This is a genomic window from Glutamicibacter sp. AGC46 (genome assembly GCF_053543715.1).
Genome location: NZ_JBLVOJ010000007.1, coordinates 112,908 through 135,857 on the forward strand (window position 1 = coordinate 112,908; position 22,950 = coordinate 135,857).

A 22,950-nucleotide genomic window follows, 5' to 3' on the forward strand; every position below is an offset into this window, starting at 1 on the left:
CCCCCCCCGGCACTGCTGCCTTCGGGTGTTCAGTACTTGAAGGATTCCTTCAGGTGGCCGAGGTTGCCCACGGCACCGGCAAGGTCCATGTCCCCCAGATGCCCGCTGGTGGCAGAGGCCGGTCGGTCTTTGCTCCAGTGCCGGAATCCATCCTGATGCTCGTAGGTGACCACCGCATCACCGGTGCCGGCCATGACCGCCTCCAGCTGGAAGGTCTCGCCCCAGATGGACTCGCCGTGGTCGGTTTCACCCAGGTAAGCCCTGACTTCTCCGCTGACCGAGCCGTTGGCGAGCTGCTTGTCGATGTGCACTTCCTGCGCCATTGGGCGCCATCCAGATAGATGCTCCATTCGCAATCAGTCTTCGAAACGTTGCCATTTCGTCATGCGACGGGAACCGAACGCTGTCCGGGACCGGTCATCGTGAAATCGCGCGCCACCTTCTCATGCAGCCAGGCACTGGAGGCCAGCCGGGAAAACGCCGAATCCCGCAAAGGGACGGCCCAGCGCGGCAGTGCACGGCCCAGCAGCATGTTCGCCTGCGCACGCCGGGCCGCACTGCGGGCGGCCCCGAGCCGCAGGTCGTCCAAGGCTTCAAGGGGTGCCCTGGCGGCAATGAGCTGCACCACCGCCTGCGCATCAGCCAGCCCCAAGCTCAGCCCCTGCCCACCGATCGGGCTGATCTGGTGGGCCGCATCGCCCAGCAGCACCACGCGCCCATGGACCATCGAGGGCACCATCCGGGTGGCAGTGCCGAAATTGCTGGTCATCGTGCAGGCCTCGGCGTCAAGAAGGTATCCGGTGCGATCCAAGATGGCCTCGGCCAGCATGCCCGGCGAATCATCGACCTGGGTTTGCTCGATGCGCACCACCCAGCGCCGCCGTGCAGCCGGCAGCGGGAAGGACTCGACAATCCCCTGCTGATGCAGGAAAAGCGCCGCAGTGTGCGCCAGCCCAGTGGTCTCCGGGAAGTCCCCCATCAGGTAGCGGTCGCGATGTTCCCTTCCGGCAAAGCCCACGCCGAGATCCCTGCGGACCGCGGAGCGGACCCCGTCAGCTCCGGCCAGCCACCGGGCCCGGTGCGCCACGCCGCCAGCGGCAAATTCCACGGCTTGCTCCGATTGCCCAAGTACCTGCTCGAAAGCGCAGTCCATCATCAATGACCCCGGTGCCAGCTGCTCCAAGCGCTTGCGCAGCAATTGCTCGGTGTCCTGCTGCGGCAAGGACAGCACATAGGGATACTGGCCGCCAATAGTGGAGAAATCCATCGAAGCGATACTCCGCCCGCGCGAGATCCCGAGTCCGCCGCGGATCTGCACGCCGCCGCGCTGCACCGCCGGTCCCACGCCGAGCCGCGCCAGGACCTCTTGCGCTGGAGGATGCAGGCCGATGGCGCGCGAGTGGGCTACCGGTGCGCCGCGCTGCTCGAAAACCCGAACGGCATGCCCGCTTTGGGCGAGCTCTATGGCCAGCGCCAGGCCCACCGGCCCGGCGCCGATGATCGCGGCGTCATCCATGGCCGCCAGCTTCCCAGAGCAGCAGGTTGCGGTATGGCCGCTGCGTGCGCACCTCCCAACCAGGGCGGAGCAATTGCCCCAGTTCCCCCGGCACGAAGCTGCGCCGAATGGAGGTCAGGCCATCGCGCCGGATCAGCGAACTGCCTGCCAACGGCAGGGTCGCCAGTCCGAACAGGCCCAGCGCCACCGGGGAACGCCGGATATCGCTGTGCAACCCGATCCCGGTGCACAATTGCTCGGTCTCGTCCTGCAACTGGCGCAGCTGGTCCGTACCCAGATGGTGCAGCAGGTGGTTGGAGAGCACCAGGTCGAACTGCTCGCCGTCGGCCGCTAGCCGGGTGCTGGTCGTTTCCCGGAATTCCAGCACCCCGCGCGGCAGCTTGCAGCGTTGCAGCGCCTGCCGGGCGTAGGAGATGGCCCGGGGATCCGGGTCGATACCGCACACTGCCACCTCGAACCCGTCGGCGAGCGCCCAGCGCGCCAGATTCGCCGCAATGTCTCCTCCCCCGCAGCCCACGTCCAGTATCCTGGCCCGGACCCGGCGCGCCAGCAACGGGCGGATGTACTGCACGTAATTGCCCCGCCAGCCGGCTACTACCCGGTTCACCAGAGGGAACTGCGCGTAGGTGCGGCGCAGCAGCACCGGGTCGCAATCCGGGCGGTCCATTTCCTCGATGGCTTCCGCTGCCCGCGCCAGCCGGAGCATTATCCTTGCCGGCATATGGTGAACAGCCCGGATTCCACCGTCAGCCCCGGACCGAATGCCATGGAGCAGACCCTTTCGCCCTCGTCCGTAGCGGCCGCTTCCAGGATTTCCTTGAGCACGAATAGCACCGTGGCGCTGGACATGTTCCCATAGCGATCCAGGATCGCGCGGGCTGGCACCAGCTGCTGGTCATCCAGGCCCAGCCGGTTTTGCACCCGGTCCAGGATGGCCCGGCCCCCGGGGTGCAGACCCCAATGCTGGATCCGGTCCACAGAGAGTTCCGGGTCGGCGTCCTTGGCCAAGAGCGGCTGCAGCGCCCCGGTGATGTGCTCGTCGATGATGTGCGGAACGTAGGTGCCCAGCACCATCTCGAATCCGTGGTCGCCGATATTCCAGGCCATGGCCTCCTCGCCCACCGGGGTGAGCACGGTTTCGAAGCCGTCCATTTGCAGCAGCCCGCTGCCCTGCGCCGAGACGATCACCGCCGCGGCCCCGTCGGCGAAGATGGCCGAACCCATGATGGTGTCCGGGTCATTGGAGCTGTGCACATGCAACGTGCACAGCTCGGCGCAGACCACCAGCACGGTGGCTTGAGGATCGGCCAGGCAGAAGGCGCGGGCCGCGCGCAGGGCGGGGAACGCCGCGTAGCATCCCATGAAACCAAGGTGGTGGCGCACGGTGCTCGGTGCCAGCCCCAGCGCCCGCACGATCTGGTAGTCCGGGCCCGGGTTGTAGAACCCGGTGCAGGAGACGGTTATGACGTGGGTGATATCTTCCGGGGCAAGATCCGCGCAGGCATCGAGTGCTTTTTTCGCGGCGTTCGTGAACAGCATGCTGGCCTGCTTCGCGTAGATGCCGTTGCGTTCGGCGGTGCTCGGGGAGAGCAGCCGGCCTTCAACCCGGTCGTAGAACAGCGGAGTTTCGGGTTCGGGCAGGGAGAGGTCGAATTCATCGACGCAGCTGTACCTGGTGTTGATCGCGGCGGAGTTGAACGAGGTGGCGATGAGCCGTTCACCCAGCCGGCTCAGGTTCGGCTGGCTGGCGAAGACATCGCGGATCTCTTCCTGGGCCAGGGTCGTCGCGGGAACTGCGGTTTGGATCGTGCGGATCTTCACTGACATGACCCGAGCCTAGGACCGATGCGGCGGAAGGTAAACAGCTTTGGCGAATTACCAGCAATAGCCCGGGTATTCTGTTCCGCCGTGCGCGTGGATTATCTATCCCCTGCGAAGAATATGATTATTGTTATTAACATCAGATTTAATCGATCACGCATGAAGAGGTCATCTTGGCAAAGGCATCAGTTCATTCCCTGGAGGGTATCCGCCGAACCATCCTTGATGGCTTCTGGTCCCCCGGCGACCGCCTTCAGCCGACCACTTTGGCAGAGCAGTTCGAGACCAGCACCACCGTGATCCGCGAATCGCTGACCCGGCTAGCGGGGGAAAACCTGGTGGTCATCCGCCCAAACCGCGGTTTCTTCGTGCCGGATCTGAACCTGCGCGAACTGGCGGATATCACCGAACTGCGGTGTTCCACCGAGGCACTGGCCGCCCGCTTGGCGGTGGAGCGCGGAGATGTCGCGTGGGAATCGAACTTGATCGCAGCCCACCACAAGCTTTCGCGCACTCCGAGGCGTTTGCCGGAGGAACCTGGCACCGTCAACCCCGCATGGTCCGAGGCGCACCGCGAATTCCACCATGCACTGCTGGTGCCGTGCGATTGCCAGCCGATGCTCAAGCTCTCTGCCGACCTTTCGAACTTCACCGAGCTGTACCGCCGCTGGGCTGCCCCGTCGAAGGCCGCAGGCAAGCGCAACGTTGAAAAGGAGCACCAGGAAATCCTGGATGCCGCCTTGGACCGTAATGCAGCCCTGCTCGGTGAACTGCTCAATAGCCACTACCGCTCCACTATCCAGGTGGTCATGGATGCGGGATTGAGCACCCTGCGCTGAATCATCGCGCAGTAGTCTTTCCTTGCGAGCGCCGTCCAGCTATTTCTTTCCGGGTGCGGGCGGAATGACGCGCTGGGTAACGATGGCGGCGTTCATCGCTGCTACTGCCCGTTGCGCGGAGTCGGCTGCTGGTGAATCCTGTGCGAGTTCCGCAATCCGGGACTGCGCTTGGCTTCCCGTCATGGGTGCGAGCTCTTCTTCCAGCACATCGTTCACCAGGCCTATCGCCTGCAGGATCGCGAGCACGGTGGTGTCGCTGGTTCCCGGGATCTTCTGTCCGTGCAGGGCGCCTTGCAGGTCGGTCCGGATCTGGCGCTGGATCTGCTGGTTGATGATGCGGACCCGCTGCTTGCCCAAGCCCAGCAGTGTGCGTTCGCCGTATTCGATAATCCCGCCCTTGGCCAAGGAATCGGTCAGCGAGCGCGCATCGCACAAGGAATTGATCTTCACCGCTTCGTCGAGGCTCAGATTGCCTCTCTTTTCCAGCTTTTCCAATGGCGCGGCGAGAACTGGATCCGGGCAGGGGCCGGCACCGATGAGTTGGATCTGCCGCTGCTGATCCTCGCTCAGCGCCACACGCCCAGCGATCATCAAGTCGGTGATGATGGCAGCATTCATGCCGTATCCCGTAGCTGATACAACTGTCTCCGGCTTTTCGGAGTCATCGGCCATTAGCAAGTAGAGCTTTTCCGCAATCAACATATTTTCAGGCTACCGGCCTGCGGAGGCGAAATGCTTCAGCCTTCCGATTGATATTCATGCTCGGCCGCCCTAGGCCGCGGACTTCTTCGCCTTGGCTACTTCGGAAGGCGAGTGGGTGGTGCGGGGTTCTGAACGGTCCTGGGTCATCGCCGAAGTCGTGCGGATGAACACCGAGATCCAGCTGAACATGATGGCCACGACCGAGAGCTCGAAACCGGTCAGGTTGTAGTAGGACCATTCGGTCCACAGCTGGAAGGCCGCCCAGATCGCGCCAATGGCCGCGTAGGACAGCATATGGAACACCGCAGGGTAGCCAGGCAGCAGCACGATGGTGCCCAGCAGCAGGAAGATCATGGCTGCCGAGACCATCTGCACGAAGGCCGAATGCACTTCCATCGACAGATCGAAGGGGACCAGACCAATGCCGATAATGCCGACCGAGACAATCAGCAGGCACCAGCGCACGAGCCGCGGCCGGGGACGCACCATTCGTGCAATCCTGTACCTTTCCAGCGCCGGGCGGCAACGGTAGGACTGGGCCAAGCGGACCAGGTCGCGGGTCAGGAATTCGGTGAAGGCCGCCAGCACCAAGCCGGAAATCACCAGCGTGAGGTTGAAGGTCCAGAACGAGCCCATGCCGGCCTGCGTGGTTCCCAGCGAAGAGAACATGCTCTGCCACCAGCCCTGGTCTTCGGCCAGCAGCATGCTGATCAGCACCCCGGCGCTCATGAAGATGCCCAGCACCACGGAAAGTGATTCCGCGTTGATGCGCGCGGTTGCTTCCAGGGACAGGTAGGCGGAGATGCCCGTGGCGACGCTGACTGCCAGCGCGCCTGCAAGCACATCCAGATGCAGCCCGTAGAAGGCCTGCTGGAACAAATGGAAGACCACCAGCAGGATCATGACCGAACTGGCTACGTGCACCAATACAAGACCCAGGGCCGTGACGATCTGGCGCCATTTGGGAATCTTCTTGAGCCACGGTTCCCGTGCTCTCAGCATCGAACGGAAAGCATAGGCGCTGCTGGTTCCGGCTGAGACAGCACCGCAAACGGCGGAGACGATGCCCACGGACAGATCGCCAAAGAGCGGCGGACGTTCGCCGGCGAAAACAATGAGCCCCACAACCAACCCGAATAGGGAACAGAACAGGCCGGCCCACAGGGCACGGCGCTCAATGTCTAGTTCGCTGACTCGTTTGCTGAGAGTTACATCGGGATATTGGGAATGCACGGAGTACATTCTCTCATTTTCATTGAAGAACGTGTACCGCCCGCGGCGCCGCCGCACGCCGCGCAGCAGCGCACTGCGCTAGTGGGAGGCCAAGTCGACCAAGCCGCTGGCCATCAGGCTCACGGCACCGCCGAAGGCAATCAGTATCACGAATGCGCGACTGAATTTTTGCGGGATCCTCGGAGCCAGGTAGTTGCCCAGCAAGATGCCCAGCACCATCGCGCCAAGGCAGGCACCCCACTGCTGCCAATCCAGGTGAGGCATGCCGCCCTTGGCGACCAGGGACGTCAGCGACAGCACCAGGAAGTAGAGCTGCACGGAGATGGCGAATTGCGCCTGCGGCCAGCGGCTGGCCACGGCGTATCCCGCGATGGCCGGGCCGGAGACACCTGCGGTCACCGACATGAATCCGGAAACTGCCCCGGCACCGACGGCCAATCCCTTGCTTTGGGCCATCGCGAGATTTCGAATCATGAAGCTCGAAACCAGTGCCAGGATCACCATGAACGATATGCCGATGGAAAGCCATGGACCCTCCAGCGAGTTCGCCAGCCAAGCTCCGGGAACGGTCATGAGCATGGCCGGTATGAGCATGAAGGCGACCTTCCGGTACTCGACCTGACGGAAGACCTGCGCAAAGATCAGCAAACTGCTGCAGGCGCCGAGCAGGTTGACCAGCATGACTCCATCATGGGGTCCCAAGACCATGACCAGGAAGGGCGAGGAGACCAGTGCGAACCCCATTCCGGAGATTCGTTGCGTGGAGGCGCCCACGAATACCGCGGCTGCCAAGCCGATTACCGCCGCTAGTTGCACGCTTTGCTCCACGCTGCCTCCGCTTTCCCGATTCCCATCCTCTATTACGTTAGTCCACGGCCAATGAGTCAATTGAATGGAGCCCGCTTCAGTTGGAGTTTTACGCTGTAGAGGTGAGCAATGACGTAGATTTCCTGATTATCGGCGGCGGCGCGATGGGCTCGGCGGCCGCGTGGTCCCTGGCCTCTGCGGGGCACGAGGTCCTCCTGCTGGAACGCTTTGCCCCGGGCCATATGGAGGGCGCCTCGCACGGAGCAACCCGCAACTTCAATCCTGCTTACACCGAACCGGAGTATCTTCGCCTGTTGCAGCGTTCCGATGCTTTGTGGGATTCGCTTTCCGAGCAAGCCGGCACTCCGCTGCTGGAGCGCACCGGATTGGTCAATCACGGAATCGTTGCCGAACAACGGGCAATGCACCAGGTCCTCGCCCACGCAGGTTTCGGCAGCGAGCTGCTGAGCATCGCTGCGGCGGAAGAGCGTTTCGCGGGAATGAAGTTCGAGACCGAAGTCCTGCATATCCCCGCCGGCGGCCAGATCAATGCCGATCTTGCGGTAGCTTCGCTGCAGAAGCTGGCCGTCGCGCACGGAGCTGCCGTGGAATACGGGCACCGGGTGACCGGATTGGAGGTGCTTGCCGATGACCGTGTCGAGGTGCAAGTCCAGCATCAGGGCACCATGTCGGCCATCCGGGCCCGCCATGCCATCGTCGCCGCGGGGGCTTGGACCGGGCTGCTGCTGGGCGATGCGCTCAAGCTTCCTGCCATCCACGTCACCGAAGAGCACCCGGTGCATTTCGCGCAGAAGGACCTGCCGGCGCACTGGCCGGGGTTCAACCACACCCTGGATCCGGCGCGGGATATCGGATCACGCGTCTTCGGTCCCATCTACGGCATGCGCACCCCGGGGGAAGGCATCAAGGTGGGCTGGCATGGTTCCGGACGGATCATCGATCCGGAGCACCGGCCGCACCAGGCCAGCGACGAACAGCTGCGCGCGCTGCAGGACTACGCGGCACGCTGGCTTCCGGGAGCGGATCCCTCGCGCTACGAAACGGTGTCCTGCACCTACGCCAACACCGAGGACGAGCACTTCATCCTCGATTCGCTGGGGCCGGTCACCGTCGGCGCGGGATTCAGCGGGCACGGCTTCAAATTCGTGCCCGCCATCGGCGAGTACCTGGCCGACCTGGCCCTGGGCCGGCGTGCGGCCGAACCCTTGTTCTCCGCAACCCGCACGGCGGCGAAACCGGTCTTCCTGGAACGCCGCCGCGCGGTCGGCCTGGGCTAGGGGCCTATCCCCGTTCCGCGGCGGGCTGCTGCTGGGTGATGCAGTGGATGCCGCCTCCGCGGGCGAACAGCTCGCGCGCATCCACGCTGGCCACTTCCCGTCCTGGATAGGCCGCGGCAAGGATGCTCGCGGCCTGGTGGTCGTTGGGATCATCGAAGCTGCAGGCGATGACCCCGCCGTTGGTCACCAGATGGTTGATATAGGAATAGTCCACCCAGCCTTCGGCATCGCGCAGCACGGTCGGCGCCGGCACGGCAATGAGCTCCAGCGTCCGTCCCTGCGCGTCGGTTGATTGCTCCAGCCGTGCGCGCACGGCCTGCGAAATCGCGTGGTCCGGGTGCCGCGGATCCTGCTGGTCGTGGTAGAGCACGACACCGGGCCGGGCGAAGCAGGCGACGATGTCCACGTGGCCGCGCGTGCCGAATTCCTCGTTGTCGCGGCTCAGCCCGCGATCGAGCCAAATGGTCTTCCGGGTTCCGAGCAGCCGGGCGAACTCGTCCTCGATGTCCTTCTCGGTCTTGCCCGGGTTGCGCCCCGGATCCAGCTGGACGCTGCGCGTGGCCAGTACCGTTCCCTCGCCGTCCACGTGGATCCCGCCACCCTCATTGGTGATCGACGCCCGTATCTCTTCTGCGCCGGCAAGGCGCGCGACATGGCCCGCCACCAGGCGGTCCTTGTCCCAGGATGCCCAGCTCTGCGCGCCCCAGCCGTTGAAGTTCCAGTTCACCGCCTTGAGCTGGCCCTGTGCGGTACGCACGAAGCTCGGGCCGGAATCGCGCATCCAGGCATCGTCCAGCGGGTGCAGGCAGTAGCTGACCGCATCGCCCAGATGGCGCCGGGCCTCGGCTTCGCTGGCCGGGTCCACCACCATTGTGACTGGGGTGAAGGCGCTGACTGCCCGGGCCACGGCGCTCCAGGCGGCACGGGCAGCTTCGGCCTGCGCTTCGGTTTCCCCCAGCGTGTAGCCGCCGGAGGGAAATGCCATGAAGATGCGCTCATGGGCTTCGGTTTCGGCCGGCATGCGCAACTCAGGCATGGGACTGCATCCGTTCTCCCAGCTGCGCGTCTTCGCGCGGCGCAGCCAGCACCGAGTAGGTATCGGGCCGGCGGGTGCGCAGGAACGGGAAGAGCTCCAGCCAGTCGCGGCGGGCGTCCAGGTCCAAGGTGGCCACGAGCACCGCTGAGGCATCGCGCGGGGCGCGGGCCAGGATGCGGCCGTAGGGGTCCGAGATGAATGATGATCCGTAGAAGTCCAGCGCCCCCTCGTCGCCCCAGCGGTTAGGGACAACCATGAACAGCCCGTTGGCAATGCCGTTGCCAATGATGGTTTGGCGCCACAGCGGCTCGGTGTCGAAGTCCGGGTGGTCCGGTTCGGAACCGATTGCGGTGGGATAGGCCAGCAGGTCCGCTCCGGCTAGCGAATAGATGCGCGGCGGCTCGCTGAACCATTCGTCCCAGCACGTGGGCAGGCCCATGGCCAGGTCCCCGAGCGCCTCGATGCGGTGCAGCGGGTAGGGCTCGTCGTTGGGCCCTTCGCGGAAGTACTTGTCCTCGTAGTAGCCGGCGGTCCGCGGAATATGCAGCTTGTTGGTCAGCGCGACGATCCGGCCCTCCGGGGAAAGAACCACTGCGGTGTTCAATCCCAACCCGTCGGCGGCCGGAGCCTTGCGGAACAGCGAGATGTGCACGTGCAGGTTGTACTTGGCGGCCATCTCGCGGGCGAAGGCCACGGTCGGCCCGTTCTCCAGATCCTCGGCGGCCTCGTCCGCGGCGTCGGCGTCCGGGATCTCGAAGGCGGGGTATTTCCCCAGGGTCAGTTCCGGAAGGAAGACGATGCGCGCGCCATGCTTGGCCGCGCGGGCAATGCCGTCCTCCAGTTCGCCGCGCAGTTCCCGCGGGTCTTCGCGCCAGCGGTGCTGCACCAGCGCAATGGTGATCTCGCCGCGCGACTTGGCTTCGGCACGCGCCGGGGAAACGGGTGGTTCTAGGGCCAGGATCTCTTGCATTGGGCTCCCCTTCAGATATTAAACGAATGGTATTCGTTTAAAGATTAGGTCCAGCAAAGGCCTCGGCGCAAGGGATTTAACGAATGACTTTCGTTTATTTGTGTAAGCTCTACCCAGAACCTTCAACAACGGGAGAATTCATGGCCAGGCCTTCCAAGCCGAAGCTCAGCACCACCGCAATCGCCGAGGCCGCGCTCAACCTCGTCGACGCCCACGGCGAGTTCACGCTTCCCCAATTGGCCAAGGCTCTCTCGGTTTCCGCCTCGTCCCTGTACAACCACGTGGCCGGCAGGGATGAGATCATCGAGTTGATGAGAGGCCGGGCCATGTCGGAAATCCGTTTGCCCGACTTACGCAGCATCGCCTGGCAGGAAGCCGTGCGGGATATTGCCACGGAATACTGGACCTCCTACTCCCAGCACCCGAGGCTGATCCCCTTGTTGACCAGCCACACGGTCCGCGACAGCACCACGCTACGCGTCTACGACGCGCTGGCTGAGGCTTTCGCCTTGGCCGGGTTCGGACCGAAGCGGCGGCTGCAGGCCATCACGATCGTCGACTCGTTCGTGCTCGGTTCTGCCTTGGACGCGGCGGCACCTGCACTTGTCTGGGAGCCTAATGCCGAGTCATCGCGTTATTTCAAAGAAGCGTTGGATGCCGACCTGCCCGATAGCAGCCGTCCCCGGGCAACCTTCGAGCTGGGGCTCTCAATGCTGCTGGCCGCCTTCGGCCAGCAGGCGCCGGCCCGCGCGAACGACGCGGAAGACTGCTAAGCGCGGTGGCACTGAGCGCTGCGCCCTAGGAGCAGGTGAAGTCCCTGGCAAGCAGCAGCCCGGGATGGTAGACGATCGTACGCGGCGGCGAGGTGGCCAGCGGGGCGCTCCATCCGATATTGCTCCCGGTTTCGTTGACCTCCTTGCTATCGGTGGTGTAGACGGCCAGCAGCTTAAGCTCCATCGTCTGGGCACCTCCCGTCGTGATCAAGCCCAGCAGATTCAGTCCCGGCCCATAGGCTGCGGAGGTCGCCCCGGATGCCAGGTTCGTGTACCCGAAGGTGGTTGCACTGGTCTGCAGCCTGAGCACCAGACGGGCTCCGGGCGGCAGCTGCTGCGCTGGCCAGGAAACCGTGGCAGTGGTCAGGACCAGGCCGGACTCGGCGCAGGCCAGCGAACCTGTCGCCGGCGGCAACGTGCTTGCCCGGATGGAGGAGGATGCAGTGGCGGTACCGGTGAAGGCCGCCTGGGTCACTTCGGCTCTCGGCCCGTGCAGGGCAATCGCGCCCAGCAATGCCGCCGCTGTGAGCCCGGCGACCATCCGGGAGAAGCGCGAGGGTCTCTTGGCTGCCTGCACTTCTGCCGGTACTTGCTCTGATGACTGACGGAGAACCCCGGTGCCCCCTGTCCGCGGCGGCCCGCCGCTGGAGTTCCGGCCATGGCGCCGGAAGGCAATGAAGAACACGTATGCGCACAGCAGGCCGCCGAGGAAATACGCCCAAGGCTGGCTGAGCCAGGTAATCGCATAGCCCAGCCCGGGGACGCTGAAAAGCAACCGGTCCAGCTGCTCCACCCGGTAGACTTCCAAATCGGGAACGGGATTGGCATCACCCTTGAGGATCAGCCCGCCGGGAACCTGCTCTGCAACCCGATGGGTGATCCGCTGGCCCTGGCCGTTGACCACCGAGACCACATCGCCAATTGCGATTTCCTCCGCAGCCGATGGCACGGCAATGCCCAGCGATCCAGTGGGGATGCCCGGTCCCATGGATCCCGAGGCGAAAACCAGGGGCTTGATCCCGAAAGCCAACGCCAGCACCGCCATGACCAGGCACAGGGTCCCGGCCGCGGCGCAGGCGTTCAGCACGAGGCGCTGGAACAGCGTCAGCGAAGATCCTGTGCGAGGTCCAGTTCTACTCAACTTCATCTCATGAACCCACCGTCGAGGTGAAGTCCAGGGCGATTGCCGTCGTGGCTCCCTGCAGCGCGTTGGCCGCGGTTACAGGCAACGAGTACTGCACGCACAGGGTTTCGCTGCTGCCGGCGGCCAAGGGCCTGGCGGCCGAGGCACTGCCGAACGGGGATCCAGCGTTTTTCGACAGCAGCGTGGTTCCGCCCGAGCAAGTGACACTGGAGCCGGTGCCGCTGACCGTGGCGCCTATTTTCACAACGATATTGAGTGCCGCCCCCAGCGCAGCGTTGCCCGATTCGGTGATTCTTCCGCCGAAAACATAGGGCGCCGAGATGGAACCGGTGTTCTTCACTGTCACTACGGATGCCGATGTCGATCCCGGAAACAAGTTGTTGCCGCTGATGGGCATCTGGTAGCTGGCCGAGGTCGCGGTGCCCGCAGTGGCCCCAACTCCCAGGGCAACGGTGGCCGTGCTGACGTTCGAGGTAGTTGTCGCTTGCCCGGTCCATGAGGCCAGCGTCGAGACGGTGCCGAATCCTACGAGGATGCCCAAGGACAAAATTGCCTTGATGCGCATTGAACGGTCGCTCATCGTTCCACTCCGTCCGTTTCAAGTTCCTTTTGATTCCTGCGTCGCGCAGCAAGCAACGACAATCCCCCAATACCCGCGATGCCTGCCGCCGCAAGCAGCGCCGCACCGCGGAACCCGGTATCTCCGAGCCCATCATGCCGCTCGGGAGGATCCGATCGGGGCAGCTCTTCCCTCGGCGCATCGCTGTCGGGCGAATCACCTTCGTCGGGCGGCCGTGAAGAATCCGGCGCTTTCCCACCTCCGCCTGGTAATTCGACCGCGTCGATGCGCACCTGCAACGAAGGCACCTGCTGGTCCTCCGACTCATTTTCCGCCGACCAGGGCAGTCCGACCCTCAGTCCGAATTCCGCGGCCTTGTCCGGTTCCAACCGGACTACCGAGGCACCGGCTGTTTCGAAATAGATCCGTGTCGACGCAGCGGGCGCGACCGTCCGGATGCGGACTTCGATATCCGACTCCCGGTCATTGCGAATCCACAAGGATCCTGTGGATTCAACGCCTGGCACCAAGACCGGGCCTCCTCCAAATACCTGCGGAGGGGCATCGGAATAGACCCTGCCGTCCAAGCTGTAGCTCAGGCCCTGGCCAGCGTCCGCGCCCGATGCAGGCAGTGCCAGGCCGAGCGCTGCGCAGGGAATTACGGCCGCCATGGCCGCACTGGCTGCAAGAAAACGGACCTTCATCGTTGCCCTTTCCCCTGCCGTTCGCGCCACGCCCCGCCGAACATCACCAGCGAATACGCGATCAATCCGCTCGCTGCGATCCAGGTCAGCCACGTTCTCTGCTGGAGTGACAGAGCGCTGTTCACATATCCCAGGAGCGGGACGGAATACCAGAGCTTGCCCCGGATCTGTTCGGGTTGCACCGGAGCGTCATCGGTGTTGTTTGCATCCCCGCGGAAAATGAATTGTTCTTCCCCGCCCAGGCTCGCGCCGATAGCGGAAACACGGTGCGTGACGACTTCAGGCTCACCTGATTCCAGCTGGTAGGTGGCAACCTCGCCAATGCGAAGGTGCTCCGGGTCAATCGGCTTCACCACCACCAAAGTCCCGGGCGGCAAATGCGGCCGCATGGATCCGGTGAGCACTGTATACGCCGTCGCCCCGCCTAATTTCGGAACCACGATCATGACGGCAATCAGGGCAAGGACGATGAACAGCACGAGCCAGGAAAGCACCTGCCCGCACCACCACCGGATTCCTGTGCGTTCCTGCTGTTCCCTGCGCCGGACGCGGTTCCCAATTGTCATCGCTGCTGCCCCGCGAACCCCAGCTTGAGCGCCACTTTCCCGCCGGAAGCCGTTTGAGGTGCCCCGGAGGGAACCGAAACACGAATGCACAAGGCCTCATGCGCCATCGCCGGCGCGGCGCGCAGCACCCTGGCAGCTGCGAAGGAGGCGGTGGATCCCAGCGGCCCGGCGTACAGCCGTTCCCCGGCCAGCGGCTGGTCGTCTTCGCAGGCCGCTTGGTCCATGCCGGAATAGATGCTCAGTTGCAAAGCGCTGGACAGGGCACGATCAGCGGCAGTCGGCGACGCGGTCGCATTGACCGCCCCATCCAGCTGATAGGTCAAGTCCACAGTGCCAGCATTGCTGATCACCAGTGGTGCTTGCGTAAACGCCCCGGGGATCAGCTCGCTGCCGGACAGATTCGCGAACTGGTGCTCGGTTTCGCCACCGGCCAGTAATGCCAGCGAACCAGTTTTCAAGGCTGGCGGATCCACCGTGCTTTCGGCGCGCCAAGTTGCGGCCGTGCCTTGCGCGCTGATACCCAGCAGCAAGAGCACAACCGCGACCATGGCGAACTTCAAGGGTTTGGGCATGCATCAGCCAATCCACGTTCCATGACTAAGCGCGGACTTGGTCCAAGGTCAGCGTCAGCGCTTCAAGATCCAGCGGCTGGTCGTAGGTCGACGGCGGGGTGTCCCCCACCGATCCTTCGGCAAAGGTGACGGTGATCAGGAATGGAACTGAATAGGTGCCCGGATCGGCAAAGCTCAGTGTGCCGTCAGCTTCTTCGGTGATCCCCGGCGCTGATGCATCGACCTGCAGCGCGACGGTCACGTATCCTTCCAACGCTCCCAGCGCCGTAGCCGCCTGGTCGACGCTCAGGGATCCGGCAATGTTCTTGCCTTCGGCATCGATGGTGGCGGTCTGGCTGAACGCAACAACGTCGCCGGGAACGAGCCGCTGGGTTGCCGGGTCGAACGGCTCGGGCGCATCCGGATTGCTGATGTCCTGCCAGGTGCCCGCCCCGTTGGTCGTCAAGTTCAGGTGGCCGGTTTCCACGGTGCCCGCATCAATAGTCTGCTGCGCCTGCCAGCGCGCTATCGTTCCAGCGCCGCCGAGCAACAGCGCTCCGGCTGCAACAGCAGCAATGGTTGCCTTGGTTACTTTCTTCATGAAATACGCATCCTCAAAGTTCGAGTGCCCCCAGTGACACACACTTTAAGTAAAGCTTGTTTAGTAGATTTTACAACCCCCGGACGTCACATGTCGCTGCCGCCGGCCTGCACCACGAAAGGGAACAACCCAACCGCCGTGGAAGCGTCTTCTCAGAGCATTGACAATTTCGGACAACCCGCACCTGACCAGTATCTTTGCACGAGGATTCCAACTCTCGAAAAGATCCGGCGCCGGATGGCGAAAGATGGACGGCACAGGCCATCCACCTGTCCATGAAAGTCTAGCTAGTTGGCGAATCAATCCGCCTTTTGGACAATGCGCGAAACGCCCGGGATCAGCTTTCCCGGTCCGGAGCCGAAGCGAAGAGGTTCAGGCCCATGGCACGCGAAAGCTGCCCGATGGCAAGCTGCGCCCGCACCGAGTTCCCAGCCATGTCCAAGGGTGGCGAGAACGCGCCAATGGCGCCCTTGCCCGGAGCGACCGCGACAATGCCGCCAGACACCCCGGACTTCGCCGGGATGCCGATCTCGAACAGCCACTCGCCGGAACGCTCGTACAAGCCGTTGGAGGCCACGGTCGCCAGGGTATCGCGGCAAACGTCTGCATCGACGACGCGCTTTCCGGTCACCGGGTTCACTCCGCCATCGGCCAGCGTCGCGCCCATGACAGCAAGATCATGCGCGCTGATATTCAGCGAGCACTGCTTGGTGTACACATCAACGGCATCCGCAGGTTCGTTCTCCAGCCGCCCATAGCTCTTGAGCAAATGCCCCAAGGCCTTATTGCGCTCGTTGGCCAGCGATTCGGAGTGGTAAACCTCGTCATCCAGGCTCAGCGCCCGGCCGGCAAAGGCGGAGAGCCCTTCCCGGACGTTCTCCCACTTCTTGGCCGCGGTCTTGCCAGGCATCATTGCTGTCGTGGCGATGGCGCCGGCATTGACCATGGGGTTCATCGGCAAGCCGTTGTTCAATTCCACAGCCATCACAGAGTTGAAGGACATGCCCGTATTGTTCACGCCGATGCGTTCGCGAACGACCTCGCGCCCATGCTCTTGCACCACTAGCGCGTAGACGAACATCTTGGAGATCGACTGGATCGAGAACAGATGATCGCAATCGCCAACCATGTGGACAGAGCCGCCGACGTGGGACATGGCGATGCCAAAGAGATTGGGGTCCGCTTGGCCCAGAATCGGAATGTAATGGGCAAGGAGCCCGTCGTCTGCATCCGCGTATCGCTCATGGGCTTCCTTGAGCAGGGAATCGATGCGATCATGTTCTAGCTCACCGGTAGAAACTTGCTGAACGACGTCGTCGAAATCGGTGGGAATAGTTTCGTTATTCCCTTCCGAAGGATAGGTCATCTTCACCTGCCTTTTAGTCCTGGGCCCGTTGATTCATGCTGCTTGATTTGACCTTATCAACAGCATTGCCGCTTAGCACCTTGGAACAGCCATGAGCAGGCGGGAAGCATTGGGCCAGTTCTCCCGGCGCCCGCTCCAATCACGCGTCCACTTGGTATTCAATGCATGAATCGCATGTGTTTTCCCCTACATTGTGGAGCATCTTACAGCGCCATGCACCCGATCTGACTTAGCATTTTGTGTATGGCTAAGGGTATTACTTTTCATACGCGCAAGTGGGTTCGCCCAGAAGACTTGAACGCAAACGGCACGCTGTTCGGCGGCAGCCTGTTGCGCTGGATCGACGAAGAAGCTGCGATCTACTCGATCATCCAGCTGGGCAACAAGCACGTTGTCACCAAGTTCATGTCCGAGATCAACTTCATCGCCTCCGCAAAGGAAGGCGACCTGATCGAGATGGGCCTGACTGCTATCGACTTCGGCCGGACTTCGGTCACCCTGCGCGCAGAGGTGCGCAACATCTTCACCCAGGAATCGATCCTGACCATCGAGAAGATCGTCTTCGTGAACATCGGCGAAGACGGCAAGCCGGCACCGCACGGCTACGACCACATCACCTACACCCGCGATCGCATCCCGCTGGAAATCACCAAGGCACTGATCTAGTCCCCGTTTGAATGCCCGAAGCCCTCAAGAATTCAAGGGTTTGGTTCAAGGCCCCGCACGGCCGCGCTTAACTGCGTGCCCTAGCGGGGCCTTGTTTCATTTCAAGGTTAATCCCGCATAGCTCTTGCGCTCGGTTCATGCGTCCAGCAAAGTTGTTTTTGCACTGAGGAATTCCCCCGACGCAGAAGCGAGAAACCCATGGGCCAGATGATTTTCGTCAACCTACCGACCGCCGATCTAGCCAGAGCCCACAAGTTCTACGAGGCCATGGGCTTCACCAAGAACACGACGTTCTCCGATGAAAATGCCACCTCATGGATCATCGCCGAGAACATTCTCGTAATGGTCCTGCGCCAAGAGTTCTTCGCAAGCTTCCTGGTCAACGGTGATAAGCCGGCGCTCGGAAGCGGCCTGCGCGAAACCCTCAATGCCCTCTCGGCAGAAACCCGCGAAGGCGTCGACGACTTCGTCGCGCGGGCCGAGGCCGGTGGCGGCAGCGTCTACCGCCCGGCAGATGAGCCATTCCCGGGCATGTACCAGGCAGCCGTCCAGGACCCGGATGGCCACGTCTGGGAAATCGCGTGGATGAGTCCAGAAGCAATGGAAAACCCAGGCAGCTAGGCAGCTAGCCGACCTCGGAATCCCGCAGGTGCCGTAGCTCTTCTGCTTTGCGGCGCTTGCGGAACTGCTTCTTCATCCCCTTGGCCGGCTGCATCGGCTCCGGCCAGCGGGGACGCAACTGGTCCCCAAGGGTAATGCCGCGCATGCGCCGCCCGAACATCGGCAGCACCCACTGCCTCAGCCATTCCACGTCGCGCTGCGTGGCCTGCCAGAATCCAACCCGGTCCGCAGCGCCAAAAGGATCGAAAACCAGCTGGTGCGGATACCCGAGGATCTCCAGGATCCTGATGGCCATGTAGCGATGGCCGGCACGATTCATGTGCAGCTTGTCGATATCCCACATGCGCTTATCCCGGTACGCCTCCCAATTCCAGTAGTCAACGAGCACTACTGAGTCCGGATAGCGTTCAGCGAGCCGGCGCACGTGGTCATTGAAGCGCCAGTTGCGCCGCTTGAACGGGGCGAGCACCGGGTGCACGGGGATATCGAACCCGGTGAACAGCAGGACCTTGGCACCCGTGGAAACCAGGGCTTCGACGGCCTGCGAGTACCGGGCAAGGAATTCCTTCATGTCCTTGCGGAATTCCAGGATGTCGTTGCCGCCGGCATAAAAGGTGATCACCTCCGGCTTGAGTTCCAGGGCTACGGGGATCTGCTCGTCGATAATCGACTGGAGTCGTCGGCTGCGGATTCCCAGGTTCACGTACTGCCACTCGGGATCCGCTTTGGATAGCTGCTTGGCCACGCGATCGGCCCATCCGCGTACCCCGTTGGGCAGCCTGGGTTCCCAGTCCCCCACGCCTTCGGTAAAGGAATCCCCGATCGCCATAAACAGCCGTCCCATGATTGGCTAATCTACAAGGAACAGTTGACTAAGCAATGACGGGAAAACGAACCCCACCACACTTTTAGATGACAACGGTGTGCAGTCGGTCTATTGGCAGAAGCTCATCGTGCCGCAGACACGCTCTTCATCACCGATAGACCCGGAACCATAACGAAATCCTCGGATACAAGCCGAGCAATATCGTCTGCAATGCCAGAGGTGTCCTTCCCCATGTTCGGTCCGGCTAGTTCGGGAAGCTCGCGCACGACGCTGACGGCAGCAGATTCAATGGCCATTGCGGCCCGCTCTTCTCCTAGATGCGCGAGCATCATCGCACTAGACAGGATCGCACCGACAGGATTGGCCCAGCCCTTTCCGGCAATGTCGGGAGCCGAGCCGTGGATGGCTTCGAACATGCTAGGTGAGTTTCCATCCAGATTGAGATTCGCGCTTGCTGCAACGCCCAGGCCGCCCTGGATGACAGCTCCAAGGTCCGTGATGATATCTCCGAAGAGATTATCGGTAACGACTACATCGAATCTTTCCGGGGCAACAGGGAGATGGAAACACATGGCATCGACATGAACGTAGTCGACTTCAACTTCGGGATAGCGCCCAGAAACGTGGTCCACGACTTCCTGCCAAAGTTTCCCAGCTTCGATAAGTATGTTCTTCTTATGGCACAAGGTAAGTTTCTTACGCCGGCTCATAGCCAGCTTGAAGGAATACTCCACTACTCGCGAGATCCCCTGCCGGGTGTTCACCGATTCCTGGAGCGCCACAGTGTGAGGCGTATTTGCGTGGACTGTCGAACCTTGGCCAATGTAGGCACCTTCGGTATTCTCACGGACGATCACCAGATCGCAACGTTCCGGTGTCAGCCCGGCAATGGGGGTGGCGACGCCCGGGTAGAGCTTGACCGGGCGCAGGTTCACCGCCTGCTCGAATTCCTGGCGCATCGCAAGGATAAATCCGCGCTCAAGTATGCCTGGCTGCACTGCTGGATCCCCCATCGCGCCGAAGAGTATGGCATCATGGCCCCGCAGCTTTCGATTCAACTGCGGGTTCCATAGCTCGCCGGTCTGCAGATAATGCTTAGCACCTGCGTCATAAGTAGTCAGATCCAGCGCGAAGCCGAATTTCTTCTCAGCTGCAGCCAAAACGTCAAGTGTTCCGCCCATGACTTCCGGGCCGATCCCGTCTCCGGGGATGACGGCAACGCTGTAGGTTTTCATTGGATAGGCCTTTCACTAGCGGCTAGGTGGTTTTGAAGTTCGTTGAAGTATTCGCGTACTCGGCGTTGTGCAGCCTTACCGTCTGATTCGGCTAAACACTCCAGGATGCCTACCTGGAGGTTCCGCAGTTTTCCGGTATTCGTCGGGAACCACGCGGTAGCTGGCAAATGCACTTCCTCGGTTATCCGCACAAGGGTCGAGAATCCTTGAAGATAGCGATTGCCCGATGATCCCAGCAGCAATAGGTGCACCTTGGAAGCATTATGTGGCGTGGCGGTTCCCGGGTTGCGCAACGCTTGAAGCAGGTCGGCGAGCAAGGGCCTCGATATCTTATCGACTGCCATGCCGCAGGCTGCCGATTCCAATAGTTCGCGGAATTTCAGTGCTTCACGCAGATTCGTTATGTCCATCTTCGTAACCGTGGCTCGCCCGTAGGAATCGAGCTGAACCACGCCTTCATGCTCTAGCAAGGCAAAGGCTTCACGCAAGGGTGTCCGACTGACGCCAAGCTCTTCGGAGAGCCGCTGCTGCGCCAAGACTTGTCCTGGCGCATACCGTCCCAAGAAGACTCGCTCACTGATGACGCCAGCAGTTTCCCGAGCCAGCGAAACGTTGCTCCTCCAGTCAAAAGCCACCGCCACCGCCTGTACTCGCACATCCGAATTTCTCGGTATCCCGAAGTGGAATAGTGAGCATTACTGTTCCCGGAGTTTCGCTTAATGTCAATGAATTCAACGTTTTAGAAGTGTGAAAGGGTCATTTTCCTCAAACCCGTTGACTGCGAGCTAGATCACTGATTAGCTTTGGTCATCTACTGGTCAGACCAGTAGGACTTCCATGGCGCCAATTCGAAAGTAGGAACGATGACTTCTCACTCAGATGCTTACCCTGCGGGATTGCCCATCGGCGATCGGTGGGTGCACTGCGCGGAAACAGTCCCCGTTATTTTCCCTTTCGATGGTTCAGTAGTTGCGCACGCGCCTGTAGGCTCTGCAGCACTAGCCAGCCAGGCGTTGGACGCCGCCCAAGGCGTCGCCAAAGAAGTCGAGAGGCTGAGCACCGGCACCAAGCGGTCAATCCTCTTGGCGGTCCATCACAAGATTTCCGAGCACCGCGAAGAGCTTGAGAATCTCCTGGTCCTCGAAACTGGCAAACCCCTGGTGGACTGCCGGGTAGAAGTTGCGCGCACCCTGACCACATGGGCCGCGGCAGCCGAAGAAGTCGCGAACCTGCGCGGCGAAACAGTACCCCTGGATCTGCAGGCCAGCGGCGATGGCATGATCGGGTACTGGACCCGTAAACCGGCTGGAATCGTGATCGGCATCGCCGGTTTCAATTACCCTTTGCTCTTGGCCAGCCATAAGCTTGCGCCAGCGCTGGCGGCTGGGTGCCCGATCATCATCAAGCCAGCACCGAATACTCCTCTGTCCACGTTGTGGGCCGTGCACTTGATCCGCGAGGCTCTCACCGCCCATCAGGTCAGCACCGCAGCGGTGCAGCTGGTCACTGGCGGCATTGACGTTGGCGAGACATTGGTCGCAGACCCGCGCTCAGCGGTGGTTTCCTTCACCGGGTCCGCGGCCGTCGGCCACCAGATCGCCAGGAATGCGGCACCACGCAAGGCAGTGCTGGAGCTGGGGTCTAACACCGGTTTCATTGTCGCCGAGGACGCCGACATCCATGCAGCGGTCGATGCCGTGCTACGCGGGGGGTTCTATGCCAACGGGCAAGCCTGCATCTCTGTTCAGCGCGTTCTGCTCGATGAGAAAATCGCTGGCGACTTCCAGCGGGAGCTGCTGGCGCGCATCGGCGAAATAGCGGTTGGCGACCCCCGCTCGGAACAGACCCGGGTGGCTCCGCTGATCAATAAGGCATCCACCGGACGCGTGCTGTCATGGATCGAGAAGGCAAAAGTACGCGGAGCACAGGTGCTGACCGGCGGAGGCTTGCTAGGAGAATCCATCCAGCCCACGATTCTGAGCGGCGTCCCGTCCGATGCAGAACTATGGTGCGAGGAAATATTCGGTCCTGTCATCTGCCTGCGCACGGTGCCTGACCTCGATGCAGCTTTTGAGCTGGTGAACGATTCACGGTACGGACTGCAGGCAGCCATTTACAGCAAGTCGCTGAAGACGGCCTTCCGCGCCATCGATGAACTGGAAGTTGGCGGTGTCGTAGTGAATGAAATCCCGGGATTCCGGTCAGACATCATGCCCTATGGAGGAGTCAAGGACTCCGGGATCGGCCGTGAAGGCCCCCGCTTCGCAATGGAAGAATTCACTGTCACCCGGATGGCCATCATCCGCCCCTAGCCCGAGGCAACATAAACGAAGGACAACACAATGGATTACACGCAGCTCTTCCAATTTGCCGGCCAGCGCGTCATGGTCATCGGTGCAGGCAGCGGCATTGGCCGTGAAGCGGCTCTGGCCCTCGACGCCCACGGCGCCCACGTGATTTGCGCCGACCGCGATGCCGAAACCGCGCAGGAGACCGCCGACATGCTCAGCAGCGGTTCCACGGTTATCGAGCTCGACGTTCTGGATATTCAATCTGTTCAGGCCGCTTCCAATGAATTCAATGACATCGCTGCTCTGGTGTTCACCGCTGCCACGAATGTCCGAAAGCGCATCGTCGACTACACGATGGAAGAATTCGACCGCGTGGTGAACTTGAACCTGAGGGCTTCATTCGGACTGATCCAGGCCTTCGCCCCTCGGCTGGCAGCCAATGGCGGCGGATCCATCATTGGCATCTCGTCCATTCGCGCATCAGTTGTCGAGCCCGGGCAAAGTGTCTATGCGGCCACCAAGGCGGCACTGGTCCAGCTGGTCCGTACCGCGGCCGCCGAATTCGGCCCGCAGGGTGTCAGGGTCAATGTTGTTGCCCCAGGGGTTGTTGAAACCCCTCTGACCGCACAGATCAAGGCCAACCCCGGCTGGTACGACGCCTACGCCCAGAAGAGCGCCTTGGGCCGCTGGGCCAGGCCAGAGGAAATGGCTGGAGCCATTGTCTATCTTGCATCGCCGGCATCGAGCTTCGTGACTGGTTCGGTGCTCACCATCGATGGCGGTTGGACCGCCATCGATGGTCGTTTCACCCCACCGAACTAGGCG

The 22,950-nt window shown here is 62.2% G+C and carries 26 protein-coding genes; 7 read left to right on the top strand and 19 right to left on the bottom strand.

Going from position 1 to position 22,950, the window contains the following annotated elements:
* Positions 1–29: 29 nt before the first annotated feature.
* From ACNPM8_RS02300 to ACNPM8_RS02315, 4 genes are read right to left on the bottom strand one after another with little or no spacing between them, the layout of a single operon-like run.
* The gene (locus ACNPM8_RS02300) at positions 30–350 is read right to left on the bottom strand and encodes a hypothetical protein (RefSeq protein ID WP_448937789.1); all 321 of its coding nucleotides are present in this window, start codon (positions 348–350) and stop codon (positions 30–32) included.
* A 32-nt stretch (positions 351–382) separates the two neighbouring features.
* On the bottom strand, positions 383–1,516 hold the full coding sequence (locus tag ACNPM8_RS02305) for an FAD-dependent oxidoreductase (RefSeq protein WP_448939227.1): 1,134 nt from the start codon (positions 1,514–1,516) through the stop codon (positions 383–385).
* On the bottom strand, positions 1,509–2,222 hold the full coding sequence (locus ACNPM8_RS02310; protein ID WP_448939228.1) for a methyltransferase domain-containing protein: 714 nt from the start codon (positions 2,220–2,222) through the stop codon (positions 1,509–1,511). The genes ACNPM8_RS02305 and ACNPM8_RS02310 overlap by 8 nt, the downstream gene beginning before the upstream one ends.
* Positions 2,222–3,343 carry a type III polyketide synthase gene (locus tag ACNPM8_RS02315; RefSeq protein ID WP_448939229.1) on the bottom strand — a complete coding sequence of 374 codons (1,122 nt, stop codon included), beginning with the start codon at positions 3,341–3,343 and terminating at the stop codon, positions 2,222–2,224. Before ACNPM8_RS02315 ends, ACNPM8_RS02310 begins: the two co-directional genes overlap by 1 nt.
* 167 nt (positions 3,344–3,510) lie before the next feature.
* Between ACNPM8_RS02315 and ACNPM8_RS02320 the strand changes: the two genes are divergently transcribed.
* A complete protein-coding gene (locus tag ACNPM8_RS02320; RefSeq protein WP_105656154.1) occupies positions 3,511–4,176 on the top strand; it encodes a GntR family transcriptional regulator in 666 nt (221 codons plus the stop codon).
* A gap of 39 nt (positions 4,177–4,215) precedes the next feature.
* Here ACNPM8_RS02320 and ACNPM8_RS02325 read toward each other — a convergent pair whose 3' ends face one another.
* The 3 genes from ACNPM8_RS02325 to ACNPM8_RS02335 all read right to left on the bottom strand — a co-directional run bounded on the left by ACNPM8_RS02325 (position 4,216) and on the right by ACNPM8_RS02335 (position 6,927).
* Positions 4,216–4,878, bottom strand: coding sequence for a GOLPH3/VPS74 family protein (locus ACNPM8_RS02325; protein ID WP_133834139.1), 663 nt, complete (start codon positions 4,876–4,878; stop codon positions 4,216–4,218).
* A gap of 69 nt (positions 4,879–4,947) precedes the next feature.
* Entirely contained in the window at positions 4,948–6,111 is a 1,164-nt protein-coding gene (locus tag ACNPM8_RS02330; RefSeq protein ID WP_448939230.1) for a hypothetical protein, read from the bottom strand.
* Positions 6,112–6,189: 78 nt separating this feature from the next.
* Positions 6,190–6,927 carry a sulfite exporter TauE/SafE family protein gene (locus ACNPM8_RS02335; protein WP_448939231.1) on the bottom strand — a complete coding sequence of 246 codons (738 nt, stop codon included), beginning with the start codon at positions 6,925–6,927 and terminating at the stop codon, positions 6,190–6,192.
* A gap of 113 nt (positions 6,928–7,040) precedes the next feature.
* Between ACNPM8_RS02335 and ACNPM8_RS02340 the strand changes: the two genes are divergently transcribed.
* Entirely contained in the window at positions 7,041–8,216 is a 1,176-nt protein-coding gene (locus tag ACNPM8_RS02340; protein ID WP_448939232.1) for an FAD-dependent oxidoreductase, read from the top strand.
* Positions 8,217–8,220: 4 nt separating this feature from the next.
* Here the strand turns inward: ACNPM8_RS02340 and ACNPM8_RS02345 are convergent, their stop codons facing one another.
* Complete coding sequence (locus tag ACNPM8_RS02345) at positions 8,221–9,252, bottom strand: agmatine deiminase family protein (RefSeq protein ID WP_448939233.1); 1,032 nt, start codon at positions 9,250–9,252, stop codon at positions 8,221–8,223.
* Entirely contained in the window at positions 9,245–10,222 is a 978-nt protein-coding gene (locus tag ACNPM8_RS02350; RefSeq protein ID WP_448939234.1) for a nitrilase-related carbon-nitrogen hydrolase, read from the bottom strand. Before ACNPM8_RS02350 ends, ACNPM8_RS02345 begins: the two co-directional genes overlap by 8 nt.
* A gap of 140 nt (positions 10,223–10,362) precedes the next feature.
* Here ACNPM8_RS02350 and ACNPM8_RS02355 point away from each other — a divergent pair, with 140 nt between their 5' ends.
* Positions 10,363–10,995: a TetR/AcrR family transcriptional regulator gene (locus tag ACNPM8_RS02355; protein ID WP_448939235.1), complete on the top strand. Its 633-nt coding sequence runs from the start codon at positions 10,363–10,365 to the stop codon at positions 10,993–10,995.
* 25 nt (positions 10,996–11,020) lie between these two features.
* Here the strand turns inward: ACNPM8_RS02355 and ACNPM8_RS02360 are convergent, their stop codons facing one another.
* The 7 genes from ACNPM8_RS02360 to glsA all read right to left on the bottom strand — a co-directional run bounded on the left by ACNPM8_RS02360 (position 11,021) and on the right by glsA (position 16,486).
* The gene (locus ACNPM8_RS02360; RefSeq protein ID WP_448939236.1) at positions 11,021–12,142 is read right to left on the bottom strand and encodes a hypothetical protein; all 1,122 of its coding nucleotides are present in this window, start codon (positions 12,140–12,142) and stop codon (positions 11,021–11,023) included.
* A 1-nt stretch (position 12,143) separates the two neighbouring features.
* Positions 12,144–12,719, bottom strand: coding sequence for a hypothetical protein (locus tag ACNPM8_RS02365; protein WP_448939237.1), 576 nt, complete (start codon positions 12,717–12,719; stop codon positions 12,144–12,146).
* A complete protein-coding gene (locus tag ACNPM8_RS02370) occupies positions 12,716–13,402 on the bottom strand; it encodes a hypothetical protein (protein WP_448939238.1) in 687 nt (228 codons plus the stop codon). The genes ACNPM8_RS02365 and ACNPM8_RS02370 overlap by 4 nt, the downstream gene beginning before the upstream one ends.
* Positions 13,399–13,968 (bottom strand): signal peptidase I, encoded by a 570-nt coding sequence (locus tag ACNPM8_RS02375; protein ID WP_448939239.1) that lies wholly within the window; start codon positions 13,966–13,968, stop codon positions 13,399–13,401. The genes ACNPM8_RS02370 and ACNPM8_RS02375 overlap by 4 nt, the downstream gene beginning before the upstream one ends.
* Entirely contained in the window at positions 13,965–14,540 is a 576-nt protein-coding gene (locus ACNPM8_RS02380; protein ID WP_448939240.1) for a hypothetical protein, read from the bottom strand. The genes ACNPM8_RS02375 and ACNPM8_RS02380 overlap by 4 nt, the downstream gene beginning before the upstream one ends.
* A 25-nt stretch (positions 14,541–14,565) precedes the next feature.
* The gene (locus ACNPM8_RS02385) at positions 14,566–15,120 is read right to left on the bottom strand and encodes an alternate-type signal peptide domain-containing protein (RefSeq protein ID WP_448939241.1); all 555 of its coding nucleotides are present in this window, start codon (positions 15,118–15,120) and stop codon (positions 14,566–14,568) included.
* A 337-nt stretch (positions 15,121–15,457) separates the two neighbouring features.
* Positions 15,458–16,486, bottom strand: coding sequence for a glutaminase A (gene glsA / locus ACNPM8_RS02390; RefSeq protein WP_105656141.1), 1,029 nt, complete (start codon positions 16,484–16,486; stop codon positions 15,458–15,460).
* 243 nt (positions 16,487–16,729) lie between these two features.
* Between glsA and ACNPM8_RS02395 the strand changes: the two genes are divergently transcribed.
* Entirely contained in the window at positions 16,730–17,152 is a 423-nt protein-coding gene (locus ACNPM8_RS02395) for an acyl-CoA thioesterase (RefSeq protein ID WP_105656140.1), read from the top strand.
* A gap of 198 nt (positions 17,153–17,350) precedes the next feature.
* Complete coding sequence (locus ACNPM8_RS02400; RefSeq protein ID WP_448939242.1) at positions 17,351–17,773, top strand: VOC family protein; 423 nt, start codon at positions 17,351–17,353, stop codon at positions 17,771–17,773.
* 4 nt (positions 17,774–17,777) lie between these two features.
* Here ACNPM8_RS02400 and ACNPM8_RS02405 read toward each other — a convergent pair whose 3' ends face one another.
* From ACNPM8_RS02405 to ACNPM8_RS02415, 3 genes are all read right to left on the bottom strand, one after another.
* Positions 17,778–18,617: an SGNH/GDSL hydrolase family protein gene (locus ACNPM8_RS02405; protein ID WP_448939243.1), complete on the bottom strand. Its 840-nt coding sequence runs from the start codon at positions 18,615–18,617 to the stop codon at positions 17,778–17,780.
* Positions 18,618–18,721: 104 nt separating this feature from the next.
* On the bottom strand, positions 18,722–19,834 hold the full coding sequence (locus ACNPM8_RS02410) for a 3-isopropylmalate dehydrogenase (RefSeq protein ID WP_448937799.1): 1,113 nt from the start codon (positions 19,832–19,834) through the stop codon (positions 18,722–18,724).
* A complete protein-coding gene (locus ACNPM8_RS02415) occupies positions 19,831–20,490 on the bottom strand; it encodes a GntR family transcriptional regulator (RefSeq protein WP_448939244.1) in 660 nt (219 codons plus the stop codon). Before ACNPM8_RS02415 ends, ACNPM8_RS02410 begins: the two co-directional genes overlap by 4 nt.
* A gap of 207 nt (positions 20,491–20,697) precedes the next feature.
* On the opposite strand from ACNPM8_RS02415, the gene ACNPM8_RS02420 reads away from it, so the two are divergent.
* A complete protein-coding gene (locus ACNPM8_RS02420) occupies positions 20,698–22,146 on the top strand; it encodes an aldehyde dehydrogenase family protein (RefSeq protein ID WP_448939245.1) in 1,449 nt (482 codons plus the stop codon).
* A gap of 30 nt (positions 22,147–22,176) precedes the next feature.
* Complete coding sequence (locus tag ACNPM8_RS02425; RefSeq protein WP_448939246.1) at positions 22,177–22,947, top strand: SDR family NAD(P)-dependent oxidoreductase; 771 nt, start codon at positions 22,177–22,179, stop codon at positions 22,945–22,947.
* The last annotated feature ends 3 nt before the right edge of the window (positions 22,948–22,950 follow it).

Coding starts and splice junctions, on each gene's coding strand:
- ACNPM8_RS02300 (WP_448937789.1), bottom strand. CDS start 350: ATGGAGCATCTATCTGGATGGCGCCCAATGGCGCAGGAAGTGCACATC.
- ACNPM8_RS02305 (WP_448939227.1), bottom strand. CDS start 1,516: ATGGATGACGCCGCGATCATCGGCGCCGGGCCGGTGGGCCTGGCGCTG.
- ACNPM8_RS02310 (WP_448939228.1), bottom strand. CDS start 2,222: ATGCTCCGGCTGGCGCGGGCAGCGGAAGCCATCGAGGAAATGGACCGC.
- ACNPM8_RS02315 (WP_448939229.1), bottom strand. CDS start 3,343: ATGTCAGTGAAGATCCGCACGATCCAAACCGCAGTTCCCGCGACGACC.
- ACNPM8_RS02325 (WP_133834139.1), bottom strand. CDS start 4,878: ATGTTGATTGCGGAAAAGCTCTACTTGCTAATGGCCGATGACTCCGAA.
- ACNPM8_RS02345 (WP_448939233.1), bottom strand. CDS start 9,252: ATGCCTGAGTTGCGCATGCCGGCCGAAACCGAAGCCCATGAGCGCATC.
- ACNPM8_RS02350 (WP_448939234.1), bottom strand. CDS start 10,222: ATGCAAGAGATCCTGGCCCTAGAACCACCCGTTTCCCCGGCGCGTGCC.
- ACNPM8_RS02355 (WP_448939235.1), top strand. CDS start 10,363: ATGGCCAGGCCTTCCAAGCCGAAGCTCAGCACCACCGCAATCGCCGAG.
- ACNPM8_RS02360 (WP_448939236.1), bottom strand. CDS start 12,142: ATGAAGTTGAGTAGAACTGGACCTCGCACAGGATCTTCGCTGACGCTG.
- ACNPM8_RS02365 (WP_448939237.1), bottom strand. CDS start 12,719: ATGAGCGACCGTTCAATGCGCATCAAGGCAATTTTGTCCTTGGGCATC.
- ACNPM8_RS02370 (WP_448939238.1), bottom strand. CDS start 13,402: ATGAAGGTCCGTTTTCTTGCAGCCAGTGCGGCCATGGCGGCCGTAATT.
- ACNPM8_RS02375 (WP_448939239.1), bottom strand. CDS start 13,968: ATGACAATTGGGAACCGCGTCCGGCGCAGGGAACAGCAGGAACGCACA.
- ACNPM8_RS02380 (WP_448939240.1), bottom strand. CDS start 14,540: ATGCCCAAACCCTTGAAGTTCGCCATGGTCGCGGTTGTGCTCTTGCTG.
- ACNPM8_RS02385 (WP_448939241.1), bottom strand. CDS start 15,120: ATGAAGAAAGTAACCAAGGCAACCATTGCTGCTGTTGCAGCCGGAGCG.
- glsA (WP_105656141.1), bottom strand. CDS start 16,486: ATGACCTATCCTTCGGAAGGGAATAACGAAACTATTCCCACCGATTTC.
- ACNPM8_RS02395 (WP_105656140.1), top strand. CDS start 16,730: ATGGCTAAGGGTATTACTTTTCATACGCGCAAGTGGGTTCGCCCAGAA.
- ACNPM8_RS02400 (WP_448939242.1), top strand. CDS start 17,351: ATGGGCCAGATGATTTTCGTCAACCTACCGACCGCCGATCTAGCCAGA.
- ACNPM8_RS02405 (WP_448939243.1), bottom strand. CDS start 18,617: ATGGGACGGCTGTTTATGGCGATCGGGGATTCCTTTACCGAAGGCGTG.
- ACNPM8_RS02410 (WP_448937799.1), bottom strand. CDS start 19,834: ATGAAAACCTACAGCGTTGCCGTCATCCCCGGAGACGGGATCGGCCCG.
- ACNPM8_RS02420 (WP_448939245.1), top strand. CDS start 20,698: ATGACTTCTCACTCAGATGCTTACCCTGCGGGATTGCCCATCGGCGAT.
- ACNPM8_RS02425 (WP_448939246.1), top strand. CDS start 22,177: ATGGATTACACGCAGCTCTTCCAATTTGCCGGCCAGCGCGTCATGGTC.